This window comes from Pedobacter alluvionis (genome assembly GCF_003664035.1).
GTDB classification, from domain to species: Bacteria; Bacteroidota; Bacteroidia; order Sphingobacteriales; family Sphingobacteriaceae; genus Pedobacter; species Pedobacter alluvionis.
Window position 1 is genome coordinate 789,887 of the sequence record NZ_RCCK01000010.1, and the last position, 20,916, is coordinate 810,802.

The following is a 20,916-nucleotide window of genomic DNA, read 5'->3' on the forward strand; positions in this document are numbered from 1 at the left end:
TGTGTCCAAAAATAGCTATTTAAGCTGAAAGCCCAAAGGAGAAAGCTGAAAGACTAAAGTTGAGAAATTCAATTAAGGTTGTTTAAGAACTCAATCGTATTCACATTATCGGCATAATCCCAAAGTTTCGGGTGCTGACTTTGGCCAAAACCAAAAGTGTTAAAGCTTAACGGTGCTTTAGTAATAATGCATTGAATATTTTCTGATTTATCTTTTAACTTTTTTTCTACCTCTTGCAGATTATCATATTCTTCGTAAAAAATCACCGCTAAGGGAGAGGTTAAGCTCTCATCTTCTTTTAACAACAAAAAGCCATTGTCGAAGTGTTTAGCCGCATTAACAAGGTAAATAGATTTGCTATAATCGTAATTGTTATTGTATTTAAAATGGTTGATAATAGGCTGGAAACTTTCTATCCCTTCGTAAAAATTGGCGATATCATAACCTTTAGGGAAATAAAGTTTAGAAACGTTTCTGCAACCCAAACCAAAATAATCAAAAATATCATTGCCAAGGTGTTGAATATCTTCAAAACTTTCGGTACCATCTAAAACCGCCACGCTGTTTCTGTTTTTACGGATGATATTTGGAACTTTACTAAAATAATAATCAAAATAACGGGATGAATTGTTGCTGCCAGTAGCAATAACAGCGTCAAAATCTTTTAAGCGCTCTACATATTCTATTTGACCTTCAAAAGCGGGCTCTATTTTAATCAGTTCAGCAATTACAGCTTTAATCAATTGATCATCAGCTGAAGAAAGTTTAATCAGTGCAATGTTTCCAGTAGCCAATACACTTAAAATATCATGTAAACCCACCAATGGGATGTTGCCCGCCAGGATTAAACCCACCTTTTTTGGCGATGTACTAAACTTAACCGATTTGAACCAAATGGTCAAATCTGCCTCATTTAACATCTTGGCGAAAGATAAAATAGATTTTTTTATATTTTCAGCAGTAAACCATGCATTTGTACTTTCAGCACTATAAAACGCATTTCCTAGTATGTCAGTAGGCTTTGTAAGCAATAAGCCTAGTTTGTTAAACGCGATTATTATTTTTTCTTGAGTTAATGCTGACATATTTAGAATTATTATTAAATGATTATATCTTATATTTGCAAGCGCAAAGGTAAACTAAGCAAAAGAATTAGACGAAAACATGGCGATTAAAATAACAGATGAGTGTATAAATTGTGGGGCTTGCGAACCGGAATGTCCAAATAACGCAATTTACGATGCCGGTACTGCATGGCGTTTTTCTGATGGTACTAATTTAAATGGTATCATTGATTTTGGTAATCAACAAATCGAAGCAGACGCTGCCCAGGAAGCAGTTTCGGATGAAGTGTATTATATTGTATCCGATAAATGTACAGAGTGTAAGGGCTTTCATGACGAGCCTCAGTGTGCGGCAGTTTGCCCGGTTGATTGTTGCGTAGATGACGAAGATATCCGCGAAACGGAAGAAGAATTATTGGCTAAGAAAGCCTGGTTACACCAGGAAGGATAAGCTTATATTATATATTTAACTAGAAAAGTCTCACATAAGTGGGACTTTTTTAGTTAAAAAAAGTTTTTTATAGACCAAAAGTATAATCATGATCAATAAAATTACAATAGTTCCTTGTGGAAAGGAGAGTGTAAGCAAAATTGTTGATGGAATTAATCAATATAACTTAGGCAGGGTTCCTGCTCTTTCAGATATATGGACACCATTGGAATATATGGCTAAAAATGAAAATGGAGAAGAAATAGGAGGGGTTTTAGCGGGTATAGGTTATTGGAATGGGTTAGAAATCAATATTCTTTGGGTAAAAGATGAATATAGAAAGAAAGGAATAGGCACCCAAATTTTAAAATATGTTGAAGACGTTGCAAAAGCAAAAGGAGCAACAGTTGCTATGCTTGATACTTTTGACTTTCAGGCAGAAGAGTTTTATTTAAAAAACGGATATATGCCAATTGGAGAAATACCAAACTTTCCTGAAGGGCATAAAAGAATTTACTTTTCGAAAAGATTAGACCTTTAAATTAGTGTCTGATATATCTTCTGAAAACTATTATTACGGTCTTCAGTTTCCCCCAAACTAATCAACATCGAATTTATTAGGGATAATCAGCACCGGACAAGCCGATTTTCTCGCTACGTGTTCGGCAACGCTTCCCATTAAAAAATGATATAATCCTGTCCGGCCGTAAGTGCCTATTACAATTAAATCAGAACCCCACTCGTCTGATTGCTGGATAATGCCATGTGCAGCAGTATCAATAATGCTTAAATAGGTGGTTTTTATGCCTTTTCCGTATTTTGTCTCCATTTCTTTCAATAAGATATGGCTATTTTCTTCGCTGTTATCGTAGGTCTCTAAAAACACTGGCGCAAGCGTTAAATCGGGGTTTACATTGGCTGGGATAGGTTCGATAATATTTACGAGTGCTACTTCTGCTCCAAATTTTTCAGCCATGTCGTAACCGGCTTTTGCAGCTTTTTCTGAGCAGGTGCTATTATCAACGGCAATTAATATTTTTTTAAAATTCATGGCGCGTATATTTAAAAATTGATGATTATAAAAATAACAAATTTGTATGCAAAATGTTAGGCAATGGATGTATTTTATTAGTTTTACAATAGTTTAACGAGCAAGTTTAAATGGAAAATCAATACGGTATTTGTAGGGTTGCTGTGGCGCCTTTAAGAGCTGATGCATCAGATAAAGCAGAAATTGTTTCGCAACTTTTATTCGGCGATCACGTAGAAATTATTCAGAAGGAAGACCGGTGGTGGTTGATTCAGAATGGTTATGATGGTTATGAAGGCTGGATGGATTTCAGGCAATTGGCACCGATTACCCAAAATCAGTTTACAGAAATGCACGATTGTAAATTACTTGCCCCACTCAGCTTTAATAATGTGTTAACCGCGGTGGATGGAAGTTCTTATCATTTAAGTCCGGCCAGTAACCTTCCTTTTTTAAAAGACGGTTTTTGTTATGCAGGTGAAGAAAAGTTTAAACTGAATTTCGAAGCATACAATAATAGCGCTGTAAATTTTACGGATAGGGTTAGTGAAACGGCCAAATTTTTTCAAAATATCCCATATTTATGGGGAGGCAGGCATTTATTTGGTTTAGATTGCTCTGGTTTTGTACAAACCGTATTTAAAATGTTGGGAATCAAACTAAATCGTGATGCCTCACAACAAGCCGAACAAGGTGAACTGGTAGGTTTTCTGGCTGAGTGCAAAGCTGGCGATGTTGCCTTTTTTGATAACGATGAAGGCAGGATCACTCACGTTGGCATTATGCTGAGCCCAAATGAAATCATCCATTCATCAGCAAAAGTAAAAATCGATCCAATTGATGATCAGGGAATTTTTAATAAAGAACTGGGGAAATATTCGCATAAATTGAGAATTATTAAGCGATTTGTGGAATAGTAGTCAAAAATGTATCCTATATAAAAGATACATTTTTTATGCCATCTAAGTTTAAAATCCAGATCTCTAAACCTTGCCATGAAGAATGGGAGGGCATGCAAACCAATTTAAATGGTAAATTTTGCGGTTCCTGCCAAAAAACTGTAATAGACTTTACTTGCTTCACAGATGCAGCGCTGAAACATTGGTTTAATGAAAATCAGGGAAATAGTTGTGGGAGATTTAAACCTGAGCAGCTTGATCGTTTAATTCATGTGAAATCGGATTTTACAACTAGCCGATTTAAACATAGCCTGGTTGCCGCATCATTATTAGCATTGCTAAGCTTTCCAAAATTGGTTAATGCAAATATTTCTTCCTCGTACCCAACCTTCCAGACCGATAATAAAAAATCTTTAAAAGAGGATATTTTAGAAGGAAATTCTGAAGACGGATTTGTTACGGTACAAGGCAAGATTATCGATGGGGATGATAAACTCCCAATTATAGGTGCAACTGTAATGATAAAAGGCTCGAAAATTACAACGGTTACAGATCGAAATGGAAAATTCGAGTTTAAGCTGAATAGAAAGGAATTTAAGAAGAAGATTTTCCTGGATTTAAGATATATTGGCTATGAAACTAAACATGTAAAAGTAAAGCTGGTGAGAGATGAAGTTATTTTTATAAAAATGAAGATGGATAGTTATGTTTTAGGAGGATTGGCCATTATTAAGCAACCTACATTTTTAGAGCGAATAAGTCAATTGTTAAATGGCTAGGTTAAACCTACTCCATCTCCCAAACTATTACCTGCCGGTCATCACCTGTAGAAATCAAATATTTGCCATCATGGCTCCAGATAATTTTATTGATAGAATGGCTATGGCCAACACCTGCCTTTTCTAAGCTTAAAATTTTATACAATTTAAAATTTTCTGCATCCCAGAGTTTAATGCTTTTATCCTGACTGCTTGTTGCAAAATAAGGAAGGGTAGGGTGAAAGGCAATATCATACACGGTAAACATGTGCGCCGGAACGGTTTCCCTAAGTTCGTAATTCGGCAGATTCCATATTTTTAGTTGTGCATCCCTGCTGCCTGAAATCAAATATTTGCCAGTTGGATGATAAGCTAATGAAGTCACAGGTAAGGAATGGCTTTCTAGGGATTGTTTTAAACTATAATCTGCAAGGTTGTAAATCCTGATCAAATGATCTTTGCAACCAAATGCAACTTCGTTTTCGTTGGGTGCAATTGCAATTGCCCTCACGGTATCGTAAGCTACCGGGAAGCGGTAAATTTCCTTAAAATCATTTAAAGACCAAACCGCAACCGTACCATCTTCGCCAGTAGTTAAAAGCTCATTTTTACTTTTTACTGTTTGTATATTGAAAATAGGTTTGGTATGCGCATTAATCCTTAAAATTACCTTTTGTTCTTTCAGGTCGTAAACACTAAAAGCGCCACTCCGTTCTCCAACAAACAATTGCTCATTGTAGTAATGAAGGCAATAAACAGAACTTTGTACTGGCATTTTCACCTTCACAAAAGCCATGTTAAGTAGCGACCATTCTACCACGCCCTTATCATTTCCAGCACTGAAAAACATGTCGTCTTCACCAGCATTGGCTAAAGCGTAAACAGGGTTTTGATGTCCGGGTAGGGTGTGTAGGTATTTGAGCATTTCTTGAGGTTTATGGGTTTAGAGTTTAGTGTGTAGGGTTAGGCACATAGCACCTTAAACCTTATTTGTGTCTTTTCTCTAAATTTTTCGCTATATCCTGAATAGATAAACCTTTTTCTTTCAATAAAAACAACAGATGGAAAACAAGATCGGATGCTTCTCCAATAAGTTCTTCTTCCGATTCGGCTAATGCAGCAATTACGGTTTCTACGCCTTCTTCTCCAACTTTTTGCGCAATTTTATTTAAACCCTTATTGCGCATTTTGTTGATATAAGAACCCTCAACAGGGTTTTCATATCGATCATTAATGATATTTTCAAGCTCGAAAATAAAATTCTGGTTAAAATCTGTTTTAAAACAGCTGCGGCTACCGGTATGGCAGGTTGGGCCAACGGCATCAGCTTTGATTAGAATAGTGTCGTTGTCACAGTCTACAAAAAGTTCTTTAACAAACAAAAAGTTATTGCTGGTTTCACCTTTTGTCCAAAGGCGGTTTTTAGAGCGCGAAAAGAAAGTTACTTTGCCTTCGGCCTGGGTTTTTTCCAAAGCCTCAGCATTCATATAACCCAGCATTAAAACCTCTAAAGTTTTGTAATCCTGAATAATTACAGGGAGTAAGCCAGCTGTTTTATCCCAATCAAGGGTTGATATATTAATGTTCATATTTATGATGTTTCCATCATTGCTACTACGGAGCAACCTTACAACTTTGCAGGTTTCGAACCCATAGCATTAGGATTGCTTCGTGCCTCGCAATGATGAGTTAACTATTATATTCTAACAGGAATATGATTCCTTTTTAATTCTTGCTTTAAATCAGGAATCAGGATTTCGCCATAATGAAATACCGATGCTGCAAGTGCAGCATCAACATTGGCTTTTTGAAAAACCTCAGTAAAATGCTCCATACTGCCCGCCCCGCCTGATGCTATAATGGGAATATTGATCATCTGGTTTACTTTACTGAGCAATCCGCAATCAAAACCTGCTTTGGTCCCATCATGATCCATAGATGTTAACAGGATTTCACCTGCGCCTAAATCCTCAGCCTGTTTAATCCAGTTTTCGGTTTCCAGTTCGGTAATTAACCTGCCGCCATTTAAGTGGACCATGTTTTTGCCGTTTACATGTTTAGTATCGACTGCTAAAACCACAAACTGTACGCCGAAGGTTTTAGCCAGGTCTTCAATTAACTTCGGATTTCTAACTGCTGCTGAATTGATACTGATTTTATCCGCACCTGCATTTAATAAGGCTTCGGCATCGGCAATTTCAGTTATTCCGCCACCAATGGTAAAAGGAATATTTAATTGCCTGGCAACCGATTTAACCATTTCAGTCATCGTTTTCCGACGCTCGTGGGTAGCGGTAATGTCCAGGAAAACCAATTCGTCGGCACCTTGTTGTGCGTATTGGGCAGCCAGTTCAACCGGGTCACCTGCATCGCGTAAATCAACAAAATTTACGCCTTTTACCGTACGACCATCTTTAACGTCTAAACAAGGGATTATTCTTTTTGAAAGCATATTTTGTTTGGTTGTCATGCTGAGGAACGAAGCATCTTTTTCATTAGGTGCAGATCCTTCATTCTTCAGGATGACATAAATATTTATGGAATTAAATCGAACTCAAAGCCTTCAAATTCCACTCTTTAATTTCTTCGATGGTAATACGGTCTTCGTAAATCGCTTTTCCTACCACCACACTTCTAATCGGGTATTTAGCCAGTTCGTAGATATCGTCCATCGAACTTACACCACCCGAAGCAATTAGTTTGATCATAGGTGAGTGTTCCAGTAGTTTTTGGTACAATTCAATCGCTGCACCACCGAGTTTTCCATCTTTGCTGATATCGGTACATAAGAAACGGAAAAACCCTAACGAAAGACATTTGTCAACGTAATCCATCAGTTTAATTGGCGAACTTTCCATCCAGCCCGAATATTTAATTACCTCATCCAAAACGTCGATTGCAATCACAATGCGGTTGGCGTAATCGTCCTTTTTAGCAAAAGCTTCGCTCAATTGAGGTAAGAAATCAGGATTAGTGATGGCCTGTGTACCTACAATTACCCGGTGTATTCCTGCATCAAGCAAGTTAGTAACCTGATCAATGGTTCTTATGCCTCCACCATATTGCACTTTCATATCTGTTTTTTTGATAATCTCGAAAAGTGCTTTTTGATTGCTAAAATCGCCTTTAGCTCCATTTAAATCAATAATGTGGATGAAATCTGTACCATTTGAACGGTATTTTTCTATCATTTCTGGGATTGAAACGTCATATTCCGTTTTTTGGTTGTAATCGCCTTCACGAAGACGGACAACTTTTCCATCTAAAATATCAATAGCAGGTATTATGTACATTTTATAAGCTTAAGTTTGAAAAATTTTTTAATACTAGTTCGCCGGCTTTTCCCGATTTTTCAGGGTGAAATTGAACACCGTAGAAATTATCTTTTTGCACAGCTGCCGAAAATTTCAAACCATAATCAGCAGATGCGATATCAAAAGTAGGGTTATATTCAATAAAGTACGAATGCACAAAGTAAAATTGTGTATTATCTTCAACACCTTCAAATAATGAATTGTTTTTCGGGTTAACCGCATTCCAACCCATGTGTGGTATTTTGATATTCAGTGACTTATCGAATTTTTTGGTTTTAACCGGAACGACATTCAACAGGGAGGCATCACCTTCTTCTGAGTGTTCCGTAATGAGCTGCATGCCTACACAGATACCAAGAACGGGTTTCGTCAGTTTTTTAATGGCTTCAACCAGGCCCGTCCCCTTTAACTTTTCCATGGCGGCACCAGCATGGCCCACACCAGGAATGATGATATGGCTATATTTTTCGAGGTCATTTTCTGTATTTACCATGCCGTAGGTTACGTTTAAGCGGTCTAAAGCTGCGGTAAGGGAGAAGATGTTGCCTGCTCCGTAGTTTATAATTCCAACCATAGTTTTGTATTTCAGATTCCTTTTATTTATGAGGTTTGAAAATGAACGTCAGTTTTTAATGGGTGCTGTAGTCCCGCTATCGCTTATAGTCCTCTCTACGCTGCGGGCTATTCCGCTCTATCGGGTTTATTTAACAATGTTCCTGCTTTAAGGTTCTTTCCATTATCCATTATCCATCATCCATTTTACCTCTTACAACATTCCCTTTGTGCTCGGTAACACCATTTTCTCTGCATCACGTTTGATTGCCATTTTAATGGCTTTGGCGAAAGCTTTAAAAATAGCCTCAATTTTATGGTGTTCGTTATCGCCCTCAGCTTTTATGTTCAAATTGCATTTTGCAGCATCACTAAACGACTTAAAGAAATGATAAAACATCTCGGTTGGCATATCGCCTACTTTTTCGCGTTTAAATTCAGCATCCCAAACAATCCAGTTTCTTCCCCCAAAATCAATGGCAACTTGTGCCAGGCAATCGTCCATTGGCAAGCAAAAACCATACCTTTCAATGCCCAGTTTATTGCCTAAACCTTTGGCAAAAGCCTCGCCTAGTGCAATTCCGGTGTCTTCTATGGTGTGGTGTTCGTCTATGTGTAAGTCGCCTTTTGCAATTACCTCTAAATCTACACTTCCATGTCTGGCAATCTGATCGAGCATGTGATCGAAAAAGTTTAATCCGGTTTCGATTTTTGCTTTTCCGGTTCCGTCCAGGTCTAAATTAATGGTAATGTCGGTTTCGTTGGTTTTACGCTCGTGGTGAATTTTTCTGCTTCCTGCTTTAAGCAAGTTGTAGATATCTTCCCATTTCCTGGTTTCCAGAATAATCACATCCAATAAAGTTTCATGCTTATCTAGGGCTTCAGTAGAACCTAATGCATCATTCTGGCGGAGAAAAATTGCCTTGGCACCTAAATTCTTGGCCAAAACTACATCGTTCAAACGGTCGCCGATCACGAAAGAGTTTTTCAGGTCGTAATCTTCACTGAAGTATTTTGTTAATAAAGCAGTGCCCGGTTTACGGGTAGGGGCATTGTCTTTTGCAAAAGTTCTATCAATCACAATCTCGCTAAAATGAACGCCTTCCCCTTCAAAAGTATTTAACATGAAATTATGGATTGGCCAGAAATTTTCTTCGGGATTTGAAAGTGTACCCAGTCCATCCTGATTGGTTACCATTACCAGTTCATAATCCAGCTCGGTCGCAATTTTCGACAAATAATATAAAGAACGCGGATAAAATTTAAGCTTTGCAAAACTATCTACCTGCTCGTCATCAGGCTCAATATTTAATGTTCCATCACGGTCTATAAACAATACTTTTTTCATTTTAAAAATTTTCTAGAACAGTTAATAGTTTGTCGTTTTCTTCTTTTGTACCCACTGTAATCCTTAAACATCCTTCGCATAAAGTTACTTTAGAACGGTCGCGTACAATGATGCCTTGCTCCACTAAAGTATCGTAAATTTTTATGGCATCAGTAACTTCTGTCAGGATAAAATTGGCATCAGAAGGATATACTTTTTTAACAATGTTTAGTGCGGTTAGAGCCTTGCTTAAACGGTCTCTTTCTGCAACAGATTCTTTAATCCATTCGTTCACCTGAGCGATGTTTTTTAAAGCTTCAAAAGCTAAATCCTGCGTGGCCTGATTGATGTTATAAGGTGGCTTAATTTTGTTTAAAACATCGATCACTTTTGTTGAAGAAAATGCCATGCCCAAACGTAAAGCGGCAAGTCCCCAGGCCTTAGAAAAAGTTTGCAAAACTACCAGGTTTCCGTACTCGGTTAACTCCTGAATAAAGGTCTTCTGACGGGCGTAATTAATGTACGCTTCATCTACTACAACGATGCCATTAAAGTTGGCTAAAATGGTTTCAATATCTTCGCGGTTTATCGAATTTCCGGTCGGATTATTTGGTGAACAAATGAAGATTAATTTTGTGTTTTTATCAATCGTTTCTGCGATCTTTTCCATATCTAATTGGAAGTTTGGAAGCAAGCTAACTTTGCGTATTTCTACGTCATTAATATTCGCCGAAACTTCGTACATTCCGTAGGTAGGTGGCAGCACAATTACGTTATCTTTTCCAGGATTACAGAATGCGCGAAACAATAAATCTATCGCTTCATCACTGCCATTTCCTAAAAAAGTATTCTCGATTGGTACACCTTTTATTTTGCTGATTGCATCTTTCAAATCAAGTTGCAATGGATCAGGATAACGGTTATAATTAGCGGGTAATGGCGAACCATAACTGTTCTCGTTTGCATCCAAAAAAACAGATGCCTGACCTTTAAATTCGTCTCTAGCGGTAGAGTAGGGGCGAAGGTTTTTTATATTTTCTCTTACTAAATCGTTAATGTCCATGTTAATTAAAATGATTGCACAGATTACTTAATTCTTTTTCCTTCGGTTTGATTACACAGATTAGGTGATTACACCGATTTGCATTTTCTTTTATGTCGTTTTACCTTTGGACTTCGGACTTCCAACTCCGGACTCAAAGTTCAATCTAATACTAACAGCATTTTTATGCGCTTCCAGGCCTTCAGCGGCAGCTAGTATTTCAACTGTAGCGCCAATGTTATCTAATCCCTCTGCAGAAAGATGTTGAAAGGTGATCTTTTTCAAAAAAGCATCTGTAGATACGCCTGAATAAGCTTTTGCGAAGCCGCTGGTTGGTAAAGTATGGTTGGTTCCGGAGGCATAATCGCCAACACTTTCTGGGGTAAAATTGCCTAAAAAAACCGATCCTGCGTTGATAATCAATGGAATAAGGTTCTGAAACTGCTCCGTAGACAATATTAAATGCTCAGGAGCATATTCGTTGGAAAATTGCATTGCCTCATCCAGGTTTTCAACTAAAACGGCATAAGAATTGGCTATTGCTTTAGCAGCGATCTCCTTCCTTGGAAGAATAGCAAGCTGATTTTCAATTGCTTTTAAGGTTTCAGCGATGATCTGATTAGAAGTAGATACTAAAATAGCCTGACTATCAGCTCCATGTTCTGCCTGTGCAAGTAGATCAGCAGCAACAAATGACGGATTGGCAGTCTCATCAGCGATGACCAAAACTTCCGATGGTCCGGCAGGCATATCGATAGCGACTCTATTTTGAACCATAGTTTTTGCAGTAGTAACATAACGGTTGCCAGGACCAAAAATCTTATATACCTGCGGTACGCTTTCTGTTCCGAAGGCCATTGCGGCAACGGCCTGGGCGCCGCCAATTAAGAATACTTTTTCGATCCCCAGCAGCACTGCACAGTAAGCCAGATAACAATTGGTTTTGCCATCACTTTGTGGGGGAGAACACACCACGATTTCTTTACAACCTGCAATGATCGCCGGAGTGGCAAGCATTAAAAAAGTGCTCGGTAGAACGGCCGTGCCGCCAGGAATATACAGACCAACTTTTTCGATTGCCCTCGATTCTCGCCAGCACACAACGCCTGGCATCGTTTCGATTTTGTCCTCAGTTTTTAACTGCGATTGGTGAAAAGTTTTGATGTTTTGATAAGCCGTATCAATTGCATTTTTTGCTTCAGCTGGTATGGTAGATGCAATTGCTTTTAATTCTTCTGCATTTAAAAACAGCTTCTCCAAATCAACTTTATCAAATGCTTTTGCGAAGTTGAAAAGTGCCTGGTCGCCATTTTTTTTTACCGTGTTGATGATGTCGGTTACCCGTTCTTCAACCAGTTTATCGTCTTCAATCTGCCTAGAACAAAGTTCTTCAATTTTTGATTTAGATAAATCTGTATAATTGTAGATTTTCAATGTTTTATAATTTTAAATTAACTAATAGTTAATGTGAATTTAAACGATTTTACTTGATTATTTTCTCAATTGGCATAACCAAAATACCTTCAGCTCCGGCAGCTTTTAAACTGTTTATTTTATCCCAGAAATCTTCTTCGGCAATTACAGAATGAACAGCAACCCAGTTTGGTTCGAAGAGCGGAACTACTGTAGGGCTTTTTACACCAGGAAGTAAATCGACTACTTTTTGAAGGTTGTCTTTTGATACATTTAGTACCACGTATTTGTTAGATTTTGCACTGAGTACAGATCGGATACGTTGAAGCAATTCTGCAACTTCCGGATTGTCGGCTATCGATTTGTTTCCGATTAAAACCGCTTCAGATTGCATCACATCAGCGAATGGTTTTAACCCATTGCTCTTCAATGTTCCGCCTGTTGATACGATATCAAAAATGGCATCACTTAAACCTAAACCCGGACCAATTTCTACCGATCCGGAAATGGTTCTGATATCGGATTTAATACCCTTTTCCTGTAAGAATTTTTCGAGGATTACGGGATAAGAAGTAGCAATCGCTTTGCCGTTCAATTCTTCCAGTTTTTGAATATTGCTGGTGGCCTGAACAGCTATTTTTAAAGTACATTTTCCGAAGCCTAATTTTTGAAGATAATCTACTTCGGCTTTGGTTTCTACAATTACATTTTCACCAACTATACCCAGATCAGCAATGCCGTCTTGTACATATTCAGGAATATCATCATCGCGAAGAAAAAGGATTTCTAAAGGAAAATTGGTAACGGTTGAGATAAGGGAGCTTTTGTAGTTTTCGAAAGATAAACCACAATTTTTAAGTATTTCTACAGATTTTTCGTTTAACCTACCCGACTTCTGGATAGCGATTTTAAGTGTTTTCAAAGTATTGAATATAGAGTGAACAAGAAATTATTTTACGGAAAAAAGTTTTGAAGTACAAAACAAACATATCATATCGCCTATCGGCGATGGTGTAAATGTAAGTGATGGTTCAAAGTTAAATTCATAAATTATTTCTGCCAGTATCAATACGTTAGCTGATAAGCGATGGCAAATATAGTGTTTGAAATGGTAAAACAAAAAATAATGGCACTTAATTTGCCATTATGCTGTTTTTATTGCTAATAACCCATATTTTGTATTAAAATTTTACTCATTTGAAAAAGTTTCGCTTTGTAATTCTGCCATTTATTCTCTTCATTTCTGCCTGTGGGTGGTTTAAAAGCCCACCAGAGATTGGGAAAGTGCTTTCTGAGCATTTTAAGAATAAAATCTATAAAGATTTCGATACTGTAGCTTATGACAGCATTTTTGTGAAAACAATGGACAGTCTTTCGGGCAAGTTCGTTAACCCTAAAACTATAAAAGCATTTTATGCCAATAATAATGCTCAACCTAAGTTGGTTACGCAATTCTATATTAATGGAGAATTAGATTCATTAGTGAGTTATTTAGATCAAAGCAAGGTGCATGGCTTTAACCCAAAGATTTTTAAAGGGGATGAAATTAAAAGCTTGTTAGCAGTGTTAGCAGCCAATAAATTTAAAAAAGTTGAGGAAAGTTATCCTGTAATTGCCAAATTAGAGCTGCTATCGGCAAATGCTTATTTAAACTATAATAATTACCTTAAATACGGAGTCGTAAATCCCCGAACTATCTTTTCGCGTTATTACATTAAAGTAAAACGCCCGGACAGCTTGGGGATGATTAATCTTTTAAGTGGTAAAAGTCTTTTGGATACCTTAAGATCTGTTCAACCAAAATCGGTTCAATATAAAGCTTTACAGCGTGCCTATTTAAATACAGATGTGGAAAGTGATAAGCGGATTTTATTATTGAATATGGAACGTTTTCGTTGGGAAATGCCAGAGACGGGAGACAATTATGTGCAGGTAAATATTCCTGATTTTAGATTAACCTGGCTCGATAAAACAGATACCGTAATTACGATGAAAGTTTGTGTTGGTGGCAAGCGTGAGAATGGTTATGAAGATAAGCTAAAAGCCTTTGCAAAATCGGGTAATTTAGATGACAAACCGAAGAATCATGAGACACCATTATTGTTCAGTAAAATCAATTCCATTCAGGCTAATCCAATCTGGAATATTCCGGTAAGTATTGCCCAAAGTGAGATCTACTGGATGGCTCGAAAAGATCCTTATTATTTATCGAACAGCAACATTAAAGTTTACTATAAAGACAAGCTAATTGGTGAGCCTGATACCATCAATTGGAACAGGTATTCTCGTGATAAATTGCCCTTCAAATTTAAGCAGGGATCAGGTGGTGGAAATGCCTTAGGGAAGTTCAAATTTATCTTCGATAACAGCTCGAGTATTTACCTGCACGATACCAATAACAAGAATGGATTTAACCTGACTAACCGGGCCATCAGTCACGGTTGTGTGCGTATTGAAAAACCACTTGAATTTGCCGAACTTCTGGTGAAAGATTCTTACACTTACGACAAATTAAGAGCGGAAGTTGATTTGCCACCGATAGATAGTACACATGTAAAATGGTATAAAAAACGGATGGCTCAAAAGGCAGATACCACTAAGGCTTTTCAATTAAAACCAGCTTGGTTCGGGCCAAAAAAAGCTGTACCATTAATTATCACCTACATTACTGCCTGGTCGCAAAATGACAGGATCGAATACAGGCCTGATGTGTATGGTATGGATGAGAAACTTTGGACTGCAATGAAAAAATTCAGGTAGAATTTAATCAACAGTTTCGATCTTCTTGGTTAAAACGATTAACTTTGTGTTGTTTTAACACAAATTAAAGGATGATCGATCAAAATATTAAAATTGCTGTTGACGCCATTGTTTTTGGCTACGAAAAAGGAACACTTTATGTGTTGGCTGTTCAGCAGCGATTTGGTAAACTGGCCGATAGATGGGTTTTGCCAGGTGGATTTATTTTAAACGACGAGCCTTTGCTTATGGCAGTTGAGCGCGAACTTAAAGAAGAGGCTGGTATAACCGTAAATTACCTCGAGCAATTGGGTACATTTGGTGATGATATTAACCGTGACGAACGATTCAGGGTAATCTCTGTCGCTTATTTTGCCCTGGTTAATCCTAAAAATTTTGTGTTAAAAGCTGATACCGATGCCAAAGATGCAAAATGGTTTCCTATAACGGAGATTCCACAATTGGGCTACGATCATAACGCAATGGTTAATCTCGCTCATCAACGTTTAAAAAGCAAACTCACATACCAACCGATCGGTTTTGATCTGTTGGATCAGGAATTTCTCTTTTCCGATCTTGAAAATCTGTATTGCTCCATTTTAGAAAGAGATATAGACCGACGAAATTTCAGAAAAAAAATTCTAAGTTTTGGAATTGTTATAGAAACCGATAAAGTAGTTAAAATGGGTGCCAGCGGCAGACCAGGCAAACTTTTTACCTTTGATAAAACTAAATACAATCAACTTTTAAAGGGGAATTTCCAGTTCGATATTAGTTTTGCGTAAAATAAACACAAATTATTCTTTGTATTCTAAAAATGATTTTTATTTTTGTGTAAATAATACGCAAATATATGTTGAATCTTAATCCAAGTTTTACTCCGCTAGGCGAAAATAACTTAATCGAATACAAATCTTTCTTATTTGCAGGTGGCGAACCACACATTAAAATTTCAAATAATTTTGATGCTAGCCTTCCGGTTACCATTACACACCGAATAAATTCTTTTAATGATTTAGGTCTGATCTGCATTACGGTTGATGCCTTGAGAAGAATGGGTGTAAAAGAAATCGAACTTTTTATTCCATATTTTCCGGCAGCAAGGCAAGATCGGGTAATGATTCCTGGTGAGCCTTTATCGGTGAAAGTTTATGCTGATATCATTAATGCCATGGCTTTGGCAAGTGTTACCGTTTTTGATCCGCATAGCGAAGTAACACCAGCCTTGCTCAATAACTGTGTGACAGTTTCCAATCACGAATTTATAAAACAGGTAATTGCAAACATTGGAAATAACGTAAAACTGATTTCTCCTGACGGAGGTGCTTTAAAGAAAATTTATAAAGTATCTGAATTTTTAGGTGGTGCAGAAGTGGTAGAGTGCTCAAAAAGCCGCGATGTGAAAACAGGAAAACTTTCAGGATTTAAAGTATATGCTGAAGATTTAGCTGGTGCCGATTGTTTGATTGTGGATGATATCTGTGATGGTGGCGGTACATTTATCGGCTTGGCAGAAGCATTAAAAGCTAAAAATGTCGGCAAACTTTATTTAGCGATTAGTCACGGCATATTTAGCAAAGGCTTTGATGAATTAGGTAAATATTTCGAGCAAATTTTTACAACTGATTCGATCAAAGAAGTTGATCATGAAGGGGTAACACAAATAAAATTAATGGAAATTTTATAAAATAATATGAGAGCGATACTTCCACCAGCGATTATTGCACCATCAAATGTATCGGTATTCCTCGCAGGAACAATCGATATGGGGCATTCGATTGATTGGCAACAAAAATTTATTGATCGGGCAAATAAAGAAGAAACTTTGAACGATGTAGTCGTTTTCAATCCAAGAAGAAAATCCTGGGATCATACCTGGGCGCAGCGTATCGAAAATAAACAGTTTAGCGAGCAGGTGAATTGGGAATTAGATGCAATGGAAAATGCTGATGTGATTTTGTTGTTCCTTGAAGCGAATTCCAAATCGCCAATTTCGATGATGGAGTTAGGTTTATTTGCTGATTCTGGCAAACTAATGGTTTGTTGTGAAGAGGGATTTTGGAGAAAAGGGAATATCGATATCGTTTGTAAAAGGAAAGGAATTGACCATTACAATACCTTCGATGAGCTTAGTGCCGCTGTAATTGATAAGCTTAAAAAGTTGGCAAATATTAAATAAACTCAAAAAAGATGAAAACCACAGTTATCCATAGTTCAATATTCGGCCTGGTGGTTGGTGATGCATTGGGAGTGCCCGTAGAATTTAAGAAAAGGGATTTTTTAAAAAGATTTCCGGTAACGGATATGCAGGCGTATGGTGTTCATGATCAGCCGTTAGGTACCTGGAGTGATGATAGCTCGCTTACTTTTTGCTTAGCCGAAAGCCTGTGTAGTGGTTATAATTTAGATCATATCGCACAGAAATTCCTTCAGTGGTTTAATGCCGAGATTTGGACCCCTCATGGAAAAGTTTTCGACATCGGTATAGCAACAGCTGAAGCCATTAAAATGATAAAGCATGGCGCTGATCCGATTTTATGTGGTGGAGCATCTGAAATGGATAATGGAAATGGATCTTTAATGAGGATTTTGCCTTTATTGTTTTATTTGTAGGATGAAAAGGATCTTAAAGTTATTTTTAAACGCGTAAAAGAGCTTTCATCCATTACCCATGCCCATTTCCGTTCTGCTTTTGCCTGTTTTATATATATTGTTTATGGCTTAGAATTATTAAAAGGAATTGATAAAAGAGAGGCATATTTTTATATGCAGATTAAGCTTAGGAAGTTTATTGCAGAGAATGATTTTGAACAAAAGGAAATTGATCTGTTTAAAAGGGTTTTGATAAATGATATCTCTATAGTTTCAGAAAACGAGATTTATTCTTCTGGTTATGTGTTGCACAGTCTCGAAGCTGGTTTATGGTGTATCCTCAGTACCGAAACTTATCAGGATGCCGTTCTAAAAGCAGTTAATCTTGGCGACGATACTGATACAACTGGGGCAATTACAGGCAGTTTGGCAGGTTTAATTTATTGTTTTGAATCTATTCCTGAAAAATGGCTTAATACAATTGTTAAAAAAAATGAAATTGAAGAGCTCTGTAAAAAAATGAATGATGTTTATGGAAAAGCAGAAATATAGTGTTGCCGATATAAAAGACAGTACGGAATTCCTATTTTTTTGGGGACATCAAGCTCCGAAAAATGGAACGATTTCTAAAGCTTGTTTAAGCCAATGGTGGTCATCTCCATTTGTTGAAAATGATATCACCTATCAAACAGCAGAGCATTACATGATGGCACAAAAAGCGCTGTTGTTTCGTGATCAAGAGATTTTTGAAAAAATATTAACAAAAAATTCGCCGAAAGATGTAAAAGATCTGGGTAGGCAGATCAAAAATTTTGATGTAGAAAATTGGGATGCGCACAAATTTGATATTGTAAAACAGGGAAACCTGCTTAAATTTTCACAAAATCAGGCATTGAAATTGTTCCTTTTGCAAACCAAAAGTAAAATACTGGTAGAAGCCAGTCCGGTTGATGGAATTTGGGGGATCGGTTTGGCAGAAGACCATGCCGATGCAAAAATACCAAAGAATTGGATAGGGTTAAACCTATTGGGGTTCGCATTGATGGAAGTTAGGGATGAGATATCAACTAATAAAATTAATGATCAATGAAATGTTTTTTTAATCGAGCGTCATCTCGACTGAAGCGCAGCGGAATGGAGAGATCTATTTAGGGAGATTTTAGCTTTGCTGAGCACTTCGTGGTTCTCGACTGCGTTGTACTACGCTCGAAATGACGATGTTTTTAAGAAAGTTTGTGTTGGAACAGTTTATAAATAAAAATTCAAAAAATGATTTTAACCCTAATCAAAGCCGATATAACAACAATTAAAGCCGATGCGATTGTTAACGCGGCAAATAGTTCGTTGCTAGGTGGAGGTGGAGTTGATGGTGCCATCCACAGAAAGGGTGGTAAAGCAATTTTACAGGCCTGCGTAGCCATCAGAAATAAACAAGGGAAATGCAAGACCGGAAATGCAGTAATCACTACGGCAGGCAATTTACCTGCAAAATATGTCATCCATACTGTTGGGCCAGTTTGGAACGGAGAAAGTGAACAAAATAATGCTTTGCTTGCAGATTGCTACCGAAACAGTTTAACCTTAGCAGTTGAAAATGATGTTAAAATTATTGCTTTCCCTAATATCAGTACAGGAATTTATCATTTCCCTAAAGATAAAGCAGCAGATATTGCCATTAATGCAGTAAATAATTTTGCTCAAAAAGAAAAAATAGAAAAGGTCATCTTCGTTTGTTTCGACGATGAAAATTACCAGCGCTATGAAGAAAAACTTAATCGCATTAACTAATGAGATGAGTTGTTAACAGAATTATGTAATGAAAATAACAGTAAAAAAATATAAAGAACAGATATTAGAATGGCCAAAATCAGGATGCCATATTATGGCCCAATATGATGACGAAAAAATAATTGTTTATCAGGCTTACCGAAAAGAAATCGGTGGATTTGCAGTCAAAAATCAATTTTTCGGCGGTGAGTTCAGTTTAAACAGAATGACATGGATAAAACCCAATTTTCTATGGATGATGTACAGAAGTGGTTGGGGAACTAAAGAAGGGCAGGAAATTACTTTAGCCATACACCTTAAAGTGTCTGCATTTCGTAATTACCTGGAAAATGCAGTTTATACTTCATTCGATCAAACCGATGAAATTTCTCATGATGAATGGAGAAATTCTTTGGAAAACACTAATATCAGGTTGCAATGGGACCCAGACCACGATCCTTATGGTGCAAAACAGGTAAGAAGGGCTATCCAGATCGGATTAAGGGATAATTTTATCAGATCTTTTGCGAAAGATGATATTTTGTTAATTGAAGATATTAGTCAGTTTGTAGAAGAACAATATGAATTTGTTCGAAACAGCCAACTGGAAAATTTAATGACCCCTGTTGAAAAACCTTTCATTTTAAACGATGAAATATTGAACAGGAAGTTGAAAATAATAAAAGAGTAAGTCATGGATACTAAAATAACTAAAGGAATCAGCAAGCTGCTGAGCTATATTTTGAGACATTCGCCAGAAACCATAAAACTAAAGCTAGATGAGAATGGATGGGCAGATGTGAACGAGCTGATTGCCAAATTCGACCTTTATGATCTAACATTAGATTTTGAACTGCTTGAATACATTGTTGAAAATAACGACAAAAAAAGATTTGCCTTTAACGCGGATAAAACCAAAATAAGGGCAAATCAAGGACATTCTATTGCTGTTGAATTAAACTTAAATCAAGCAGAACCATTGGCACAACTGTATCATGGTACGGTTGAAAAGTTCCTGACGGATATTAAATTGCAAGGGCTGCAAAAAATGAGCAGACAGCACGTGCATTTAAGTGCCGACAGGGAAACGGCGAATAAAGTAGGTGGGAGAAGGGGAAAACCGGTTATCCTCACCATTAATAGTGGAGAGATGCACAAGGCAGGCTATAAATTTTATTTATCAGATAACAATGTGTGGCTTACAGATGTTGTGCCTGCTGAATATATCACGTTTTAAAATGGGCAGAACATTAGTAATAGGTGATATCCACGGGGGATTAAAAGGTCTCGTCCAGTTATTTGAGCGTGCAGAAGTAACAAAAGACGACAAACTGATTTTCCTTGGCGATTATGTAGATGGTTGGAGCGAATCGGCACAGGTAATCGATTACCTGATGCAGTTAGACAAAAGTCATCAATGCATCTTTATCAAAGGCAATCACGATGCCTGGTGTATCGACTGGTTGGAAAAAGATATTGTAGATGAGGTTTGGTTTGTTCACGGTGGTAAATTAACCATGGAGAGTTATCAAGACTTATCTGATGTGACTAGAAAGGAACAGCTGGATTTCTTTAAACGGATGCACGATTATTATGTAGATGGGCAGAACAACCTCTTTATCCATGCCGGTTTTTCTTCCATGCACGGACCAGAAAAGGAGCGCTATTCTTCCAATTATTCGTGGGACCGCACCCTTTGGGAAATGGCCCTGACCATGGATACCCGGATTAAAAAAGATTCGGCAATTTATCCGAAACGTTTATTGCTCTATCACGAAATCTACATCGGCCATACGCCAACGCTCTATTACAATGTTAATGTACCCATGCAGGGCTGCAATGTTTGGAATATCGATACCGGTGCTGCATTTACCGGAAAATTGACTTGTTTAGATATCGAAACAAAAGTATTTTGGCAGAGCGATACATTACAAAGCTTATATCCGAACGAAAAAGGAAGAAATAAATAATATTTAAATACATCAAAAC

At 37.3% G+C, this 20,916-nt stretch carries 24 protein-coding genes and 1 pseudogene; 14 read left to right on the plus strand and 11 right to left on the minus strand.

The window, feature by feature from the left end:
* Positions 1-68: 68 nt before the first annotated feature.
* Positions 69-1,085 carry an acyl-CoA reductase gene (locus BCL90_RS03530; RefSeq protein ID WP_121282648.1) on the minus strand — a complete coding sequence of 339 codons (1,017 nt, stop codon included), beginning with the start codon at positions 1,083-1,085 and terminating at the stop codon, positions 69-71.
* A gap of 79 nt (positions 1,086-1,164) precedes the next feature.
* Between BCL90_RS03530 and BCL90_RS03535 the strand changes: the two genes are divergently transcribed.
* Complete coding sequence (locus BCL90_RS03535; RefSeq protein ID WP_025143125.1) at positions 1,165-1,515, plus strand: 4Fe-4S dicluster domain-containing protein; 351 nt, start codon at positions 1,165-1,167, stop codon at positions 1,513-1,515.
* An 88-nt stretch (positions 1,516-1,603) separates the two neighbouring features.
* Positions 1,604-2,035: a GNAT family N-acetyltransferase gene (locus BCL90_RS03540; protein ID WP_121282649.1), complete on the plus strand. Its 432-nt coding sequence runs from the start codon at positions 1,604-1,606 to the stop codon at positions 2,033-2,035.
* Between the two features lie 57 nt (positions 2,036-2,092).
* Here the strand turns inward: BCL90_RS03540 and BCL90_RS03545 are convergent, their stop codons facing one another.
* Positions 2,093-2,545 (minus strand): universal stress protein, encoded by a 453-nt coding sequence (locus BCL90_RS03545; protein WP_121282650.1) that lies wholly within the window; start codon positions 2,543-2,545, stop codon positions 2,093-2,095.
* 110 nt (positions 2,546-2,655) lie between these two features.
* On the opposite strand from BCL90_RS03545, the gene BCL90_RS03550 reads away from it, so the two are divergent.
* Together BCL90_RS03550 and BCL90_RS03555 are read left to right on the plus strand one after the other, a co-directional pair.
* A complete protein-coding gene (locus tag BCL90_RS03550) occupies positions 2,656-3,441 on the plus strand; it encodes a C40 family peptidase (RefSeq protein ID WP_121282651.1) in 786 nt (261 codons plus the stop codon).
* 95 nt (positions 3,442-3,536) lie between these two features.
* Positions 3,537-4,202, plus strand: coding sequence for a carboxypeptidase-like regulatory domain-containing protein (locus tag BCL90_RS03555; protein ID WP_166792165.1), 666 nt, complete (start codon positions 3,537-3,539; stop codon positions 4,200-4,202).
* A gap of 7 nt (positions 4,203-4,209) precedes the next feature.
* On the opposite strand, the gene BCL90_RS03560 is transcribed toward BCL90_RS03555, so the two are convergent.
* The 9 genes from BCL90_RS03560 to hisG all read right to left on the minus strand — a co-directional run bounded on the left by BCL90_RS03560 (position 4,210) and on the right by hisG (position 12,751).
* A complete protein-coding gene (locus tag BCL90_RS03560) occupies positions 4,210-5,106 on the minus strand; it encodes a WD40 repeat domain-containing protein (RefSeq protein ID WP_121282653.1) in 897 nt (298 codons plus the stop codon).
* 61 nt (positions 5,107-5,167) lie between these two features.
* Positions 5,168-5,770 carry a bifunctional phosphoribosyl-AMP cyclohydrolase/phosphoribosyl-ATP diphosphatase HisIE gene (gene hisIE / locus BCL90_RS03565; RefSeq protein WP_121282654.1) on the minus strand — a complete coding sequence of 201 codons (603 nt, stop codon included), beginning with the start codon at positions 5,768-5,770 and terminating at the stop codon, positions 5,168-5,170.
* Positions 5,771-5,877: 107 nt separating this feature from the next.
* Entirely contained in the window at positions 5,878-6,633 is a 756-nt protein-coding gene (hisF, locus tag BCL90_RS03570; protein WP_121283433.1) for an imidazole glycerol phosphate synthase subunit HisF, read from the minus strand.
* Between the two features lie 91 nt (positions 6,634-6,724).
* A complete protein-coding gene (gene hisA, locus BCL90_RS03575; RefSeq protein ID WP_121282655.1) occupies positions 6,725-7,474 on the minus strand; it encodes a 1-(5-phosphoribosyl)-5-[(5-phosphoribosylamino)methylideneamino]imidazole-4-carboxamide isomerase in 750 nt (249 codons plus the stop codon).
* A 1-nt stretch (position 7,475) separates the two neighbouring features.
* Positions 7,476-8,069: an imidazole glycerol phosphate synthase subunit HisH gene (hisH, locus tag BCL90_RS03580; protein ID WP_121282656.1), complete on the minus strand. Its 594-nt coding sequence runs from the start codon at positions 8,067-8,069 to the stop codon at positions 7,476-7,478.
* Between the two features lie 192 nt (positions 8,070-8,261).
* Positions 8,262-9,395, minus strand: a complete 1,134-nt coding sequence (hisB, locus tag BCL90_RS03585; protein ID WP_121282657.1) for a bifunctional histidinol-phosphatase/imidazoleglycerol-phosphate dehydratase HisB — start codon at positions 9,393-9,395, stop codon at positions 8,262-8,264.
* Position 9,396: 1 nt separating this feature from the next.
* Entirely contained in the window at positions 9,397-10,437 is a 1,041-nt protein-coding gene (gene hisC / locus BCL90_RS03590) for a histidinol-phosphate transaminase (protein ID WP_121282658.1), read from the minus strand.
* Positions 10,438-10,527: 90 nt separating this feature from the next.
* Complete coding sequence (hisD, locus tag BCL90_RS03595) at positions 10,528-11,850, minus strand: histidinol dehydrogenase (RefSeq protein ID WP_121282659.1); 1,323 nt, start codon at positions 11,848-11,850, stop codon at positions 10,528-10,530.
* A 49-nt stretch (positions 11,851-11,899) separates the two neighbouring features.
* Positions 11,900-12,751 (minus strand): ATP phosphoribosyltransferase, encoded by an 852-nt coding sequence (gene hisG / locus BCL90_RS03600; protein WP_029278663.1) that lies wholly within the window; start codon positions 12,749-12,751, stop codon positions 11,900-11,902.
* Positions 12,752-13,026: 275 nt separating this feature from the next.
* On the opposite strand from hisG, the gene BCL90_RS03605 reads away from it, so the two are divergent.
* From BCL90_RS03605 to BCL90_RS03650, 10 genes and pseudogenes are all read left to right on the plus strand, one after another.
* Positions 13,027-14,589 (plus strand): L,D-transpeptidase family protein, encoded by a 1,563-nt coding sequence (locus BCL90_RS03605; protein ID WP_121282660.1) that lies wholly within the window; start codon positions 13,027-13,029, stop codon positions 14,587-14,589.
* Positions 14,590-14,660: 71 nt separating this feature from the next.
* Positions 14,661-15,353 (plus strand): NUDIX hydrolase, encoded by a 693-nt coding sequence (locus BCL90_RS03610; RefSeq protein ID WP_208529838.1) that lies wholly within the window; start codon positions 14,661-14,663, stop codon positions 15,351-15,353.
* Between the two features lie 68 nt (positions 15,354-15,421).
* A complete protein-coding gene (gene prs, locus BCL90_RS03615) occupies positions 15,422-16,255 on the plus strand; it encodes a ribose-phosphate diphosphokinase (protein ID WP_121282661.1) in 834 nt (277 codons plus the stop codon).
* A 6-nt stretch (positions 16,256-16,261) separates the two neighbouring features.
* The gene (locus BCL90_RS03620; protein ID WP_121282662.1) at positions 16,262-16,747 is read left to right on the plus strand and encodes a nucleoside 2-deoxyribosyltransferase domain-containing protein; all 486 of its coding nucleotides are present in this window, start codon (positions 16,262-16,264) and stop codon (positions 16,745-16,747) included.
* A gap of 11 nt (positions 16,748-16,758) precedes the next feature.
* Positions 16,759-17,712: pseudogene (locus tag BCL90_RS03625) on the plus strand (ADP-ribosylglycohydrolase family protein).
* The gene (locus BCL90_RS03630; RefSeq protein ID WP_121283435.1) at positions 17,693-18,250 is read left to right on the plus strand and encodes an NADAR family protein; all 558 of its coding nucleotides are present in this window, start codon (positions 17,693-17,695) and stop codon (positions 18,248-18,250) included. The pseudogene BCL90_RS03625 and the gene BCL90_RS03630 overlap by 20 nt, the downstream one beginning before the upstream one ends.
* A gap of 179 nt (positions 18,251-18,429) precedes the next feature.
* Positions 18,430-18,948, plus strand: coding sequence for an O-acetyl-ADP-ribose deacetylase (locus BCL90_RS03635; RefSeq protein WP_121282663.1), 519 nt, complete (start codon positions 18,430-18,432; stop codon positions 18,946-18,948).
* A 28-nt stretch (positions 18,949-18,976) separates the two neighbouring features.
* Positions 18,977-19,618, plus strand: coding sequence for a DUF4291 domain-containing protein (locus BCL90_RS03640; RefSeq protein ID WP_121282664.1), 642 nt, complete (start codon positions 18,977-18,979; stop codon positions 19,616-19,618).
* A gap of 3 nt (positions 19,619-19,621) precedes the next feature.
* Entirely contained in the window at positions 19,622-20,164 is a 543-nt protein-coding gene (locus BCL90_RS03645; RefSeq protein WP_121282665.1) for an RNA 2'-phosphotransferase, read from the plus strand.
* 1 nt (position 20,165) lies between these two features.
* Entirely contained in the window at positions 20,166-20,897 is a 732-nt protein-coding gene (locus BCL90_RS03650) for a metallophosphoesterase family protein (protein WP_121282666.1), read from the plus strand.
* Positions 20,898-20,916: the final 19 nt, after the last annotated feature.

What these genes read in the sequence shown, in the direction of transcription:
- BCL90_RS03530 (WP_121282648.1), bottom strand. Translation starts at nt 1,085, where the DNA reads ATGTCAGCATTAACTCAAGAAAAAATAATAATCGCGTTTAACAAACTA.
- BCL90_RS03535 (WP_025143125.1), top strand. Translation starts at nt 1,165, where the DNA reads ATGGCGATTAAAATAACAGATGAGTGTATAAATTGTGGGGCTTGCGAA.
- BCL90_RS03540 (WP_121282649.1), top strand. Translation starts at nt 1,604, where the DNA reads ATGATCAATAAAATTACAATAGTTCCTTGTGGAAAGGAGAGTGTAAGC.
- BCL90_RS03545 (WP_121282650.1), bottom strand. Translation starts at nt 2,545, where the DNA reads ATGAATTTTAAAAAAATATTAATTGCCGTTGATAATAGCACCTGCTCA.
- BCL90_RS03550 (WP_121282651.1), top strand. Translation starts at nt 2,656, where the DNA reads ATGGAAAATCAATACGGTATTTGTAGGGTTGCTGTGGCGCCTTTAAGA.
- BCL90_RS03555 (WP_166792165.1), top strand. Translation starts at nt 3,537, where the DNA reads ATGCAAACCAATTTAAATGGTAAATTTTGCGGTTCCTGCCAAAAAACT.
- BCL90_RS03560 (WP_121282653.1), bottom strand. Translation starts at nt 5,106, where the DNA reads ATGCTCAAATACCTACACACCCTACCCGGACATCAAAACCCTGTTTAC.
- hisIE (WP_121282654.1), bottom strand. Translation starts at nt 5,770, where the DNA reads ATGAACATTAATATATCAACCCTTGATTGGGATAAAACAGCTGGCTTA.
- hisF (WP_121283433.1), bottom strand. Translation starts at nt 6,633, where the DNA reads ATGCTTTCAAAAAGAATAATCCCTTGTTTAGACGTTAAAGATGGTCGT.
- hisA (WP_121282655.1), bottom strand. Translation starts at nt 7,474, where the DNA reads ATGTACATAATACCTGCTATTGATATTTTAGATGGAAAAGTTGTCCGT.
- hisH (WP_121282656.1), bottom strand. Translation starts at nt 8,069, where the DNA reads ATGGTTGGAATTATAAACTACGGAGCAGGCAACATCTTCTCCCTTACC.
- hisB (WP_121282657.1), bottom strand. Translation starts at nt 9,395, where the DNA reads ATGAAAAAAGTATTGTTTATAGACCGTGATGGAACATTAAATATTGAG.
- hisC (WP_121282658.1), bottom strand. Translation starts at nt 10,437, where the DNA reads ATGGACATTAACGATTTAGTAAGAGAAAATATAAAAAACCTTCGCCCC.
- BCL90_RS03610 (WP_208529838.1), top strand. Translation starts at nt 14,661, where the DNA reads ATGATCGATCAAAATATTAAAATTGCTGTTGACGCCATTGTTTTTGGC.
- prs (WP_121282661.1), top strand. Translation starts at nt 15,422, where the DNA reads ATGTTGAATCTTAATCCAAGTTTTACTCCGCTAGGCGAAAATAACTTA.
- BCL90_RS03620 (WP_121282662.1), top strand. Translation starts at nt 16,262, where the DNA reads ATGAGAGCGATACTTCCACCAGCGATTATTGCACCATCAAATGTATCG.
- BCL90_RS03630 (WP_121283435.1), top strand. Translation starts at nt 17,693, where the DNA reads ATGGAAAAGCAGAAATATAGTGTTGCCGATATAAAAGACAGTACGGAA.
- BCL90_RS03635 (WP_121282663.1), top strand. Translation starts at nt 18,430, where the DNA reads ATGATTTTAACCCTAATCAAAGCCGATATAACAACAATTAAAGCCGAT.
- BCL90_RS03640 (WP_121282664.1), top strand. Translation starts at nt 18,977, where the DNA reads ATGAAAATAACAGTAAAAAAATATAAAGAACAGATATTAGAATGGCCA.
- BCL90_RS03645 (WP_121282665.1), top strand. Translation starts at nt 19,622, where the DNA reads ATGGATACTAAAATAACTAAAGGAATCAGCAAGCTGCTGAGCTATATT.
- BCL90_RS03650 (WP_121282666.1), top strand. Translation starts at nt 20,166, where the DNA reads ATGGGCAGAACATTAGTAATAGGTGATATCCACGGGGGATTAAAAGGT.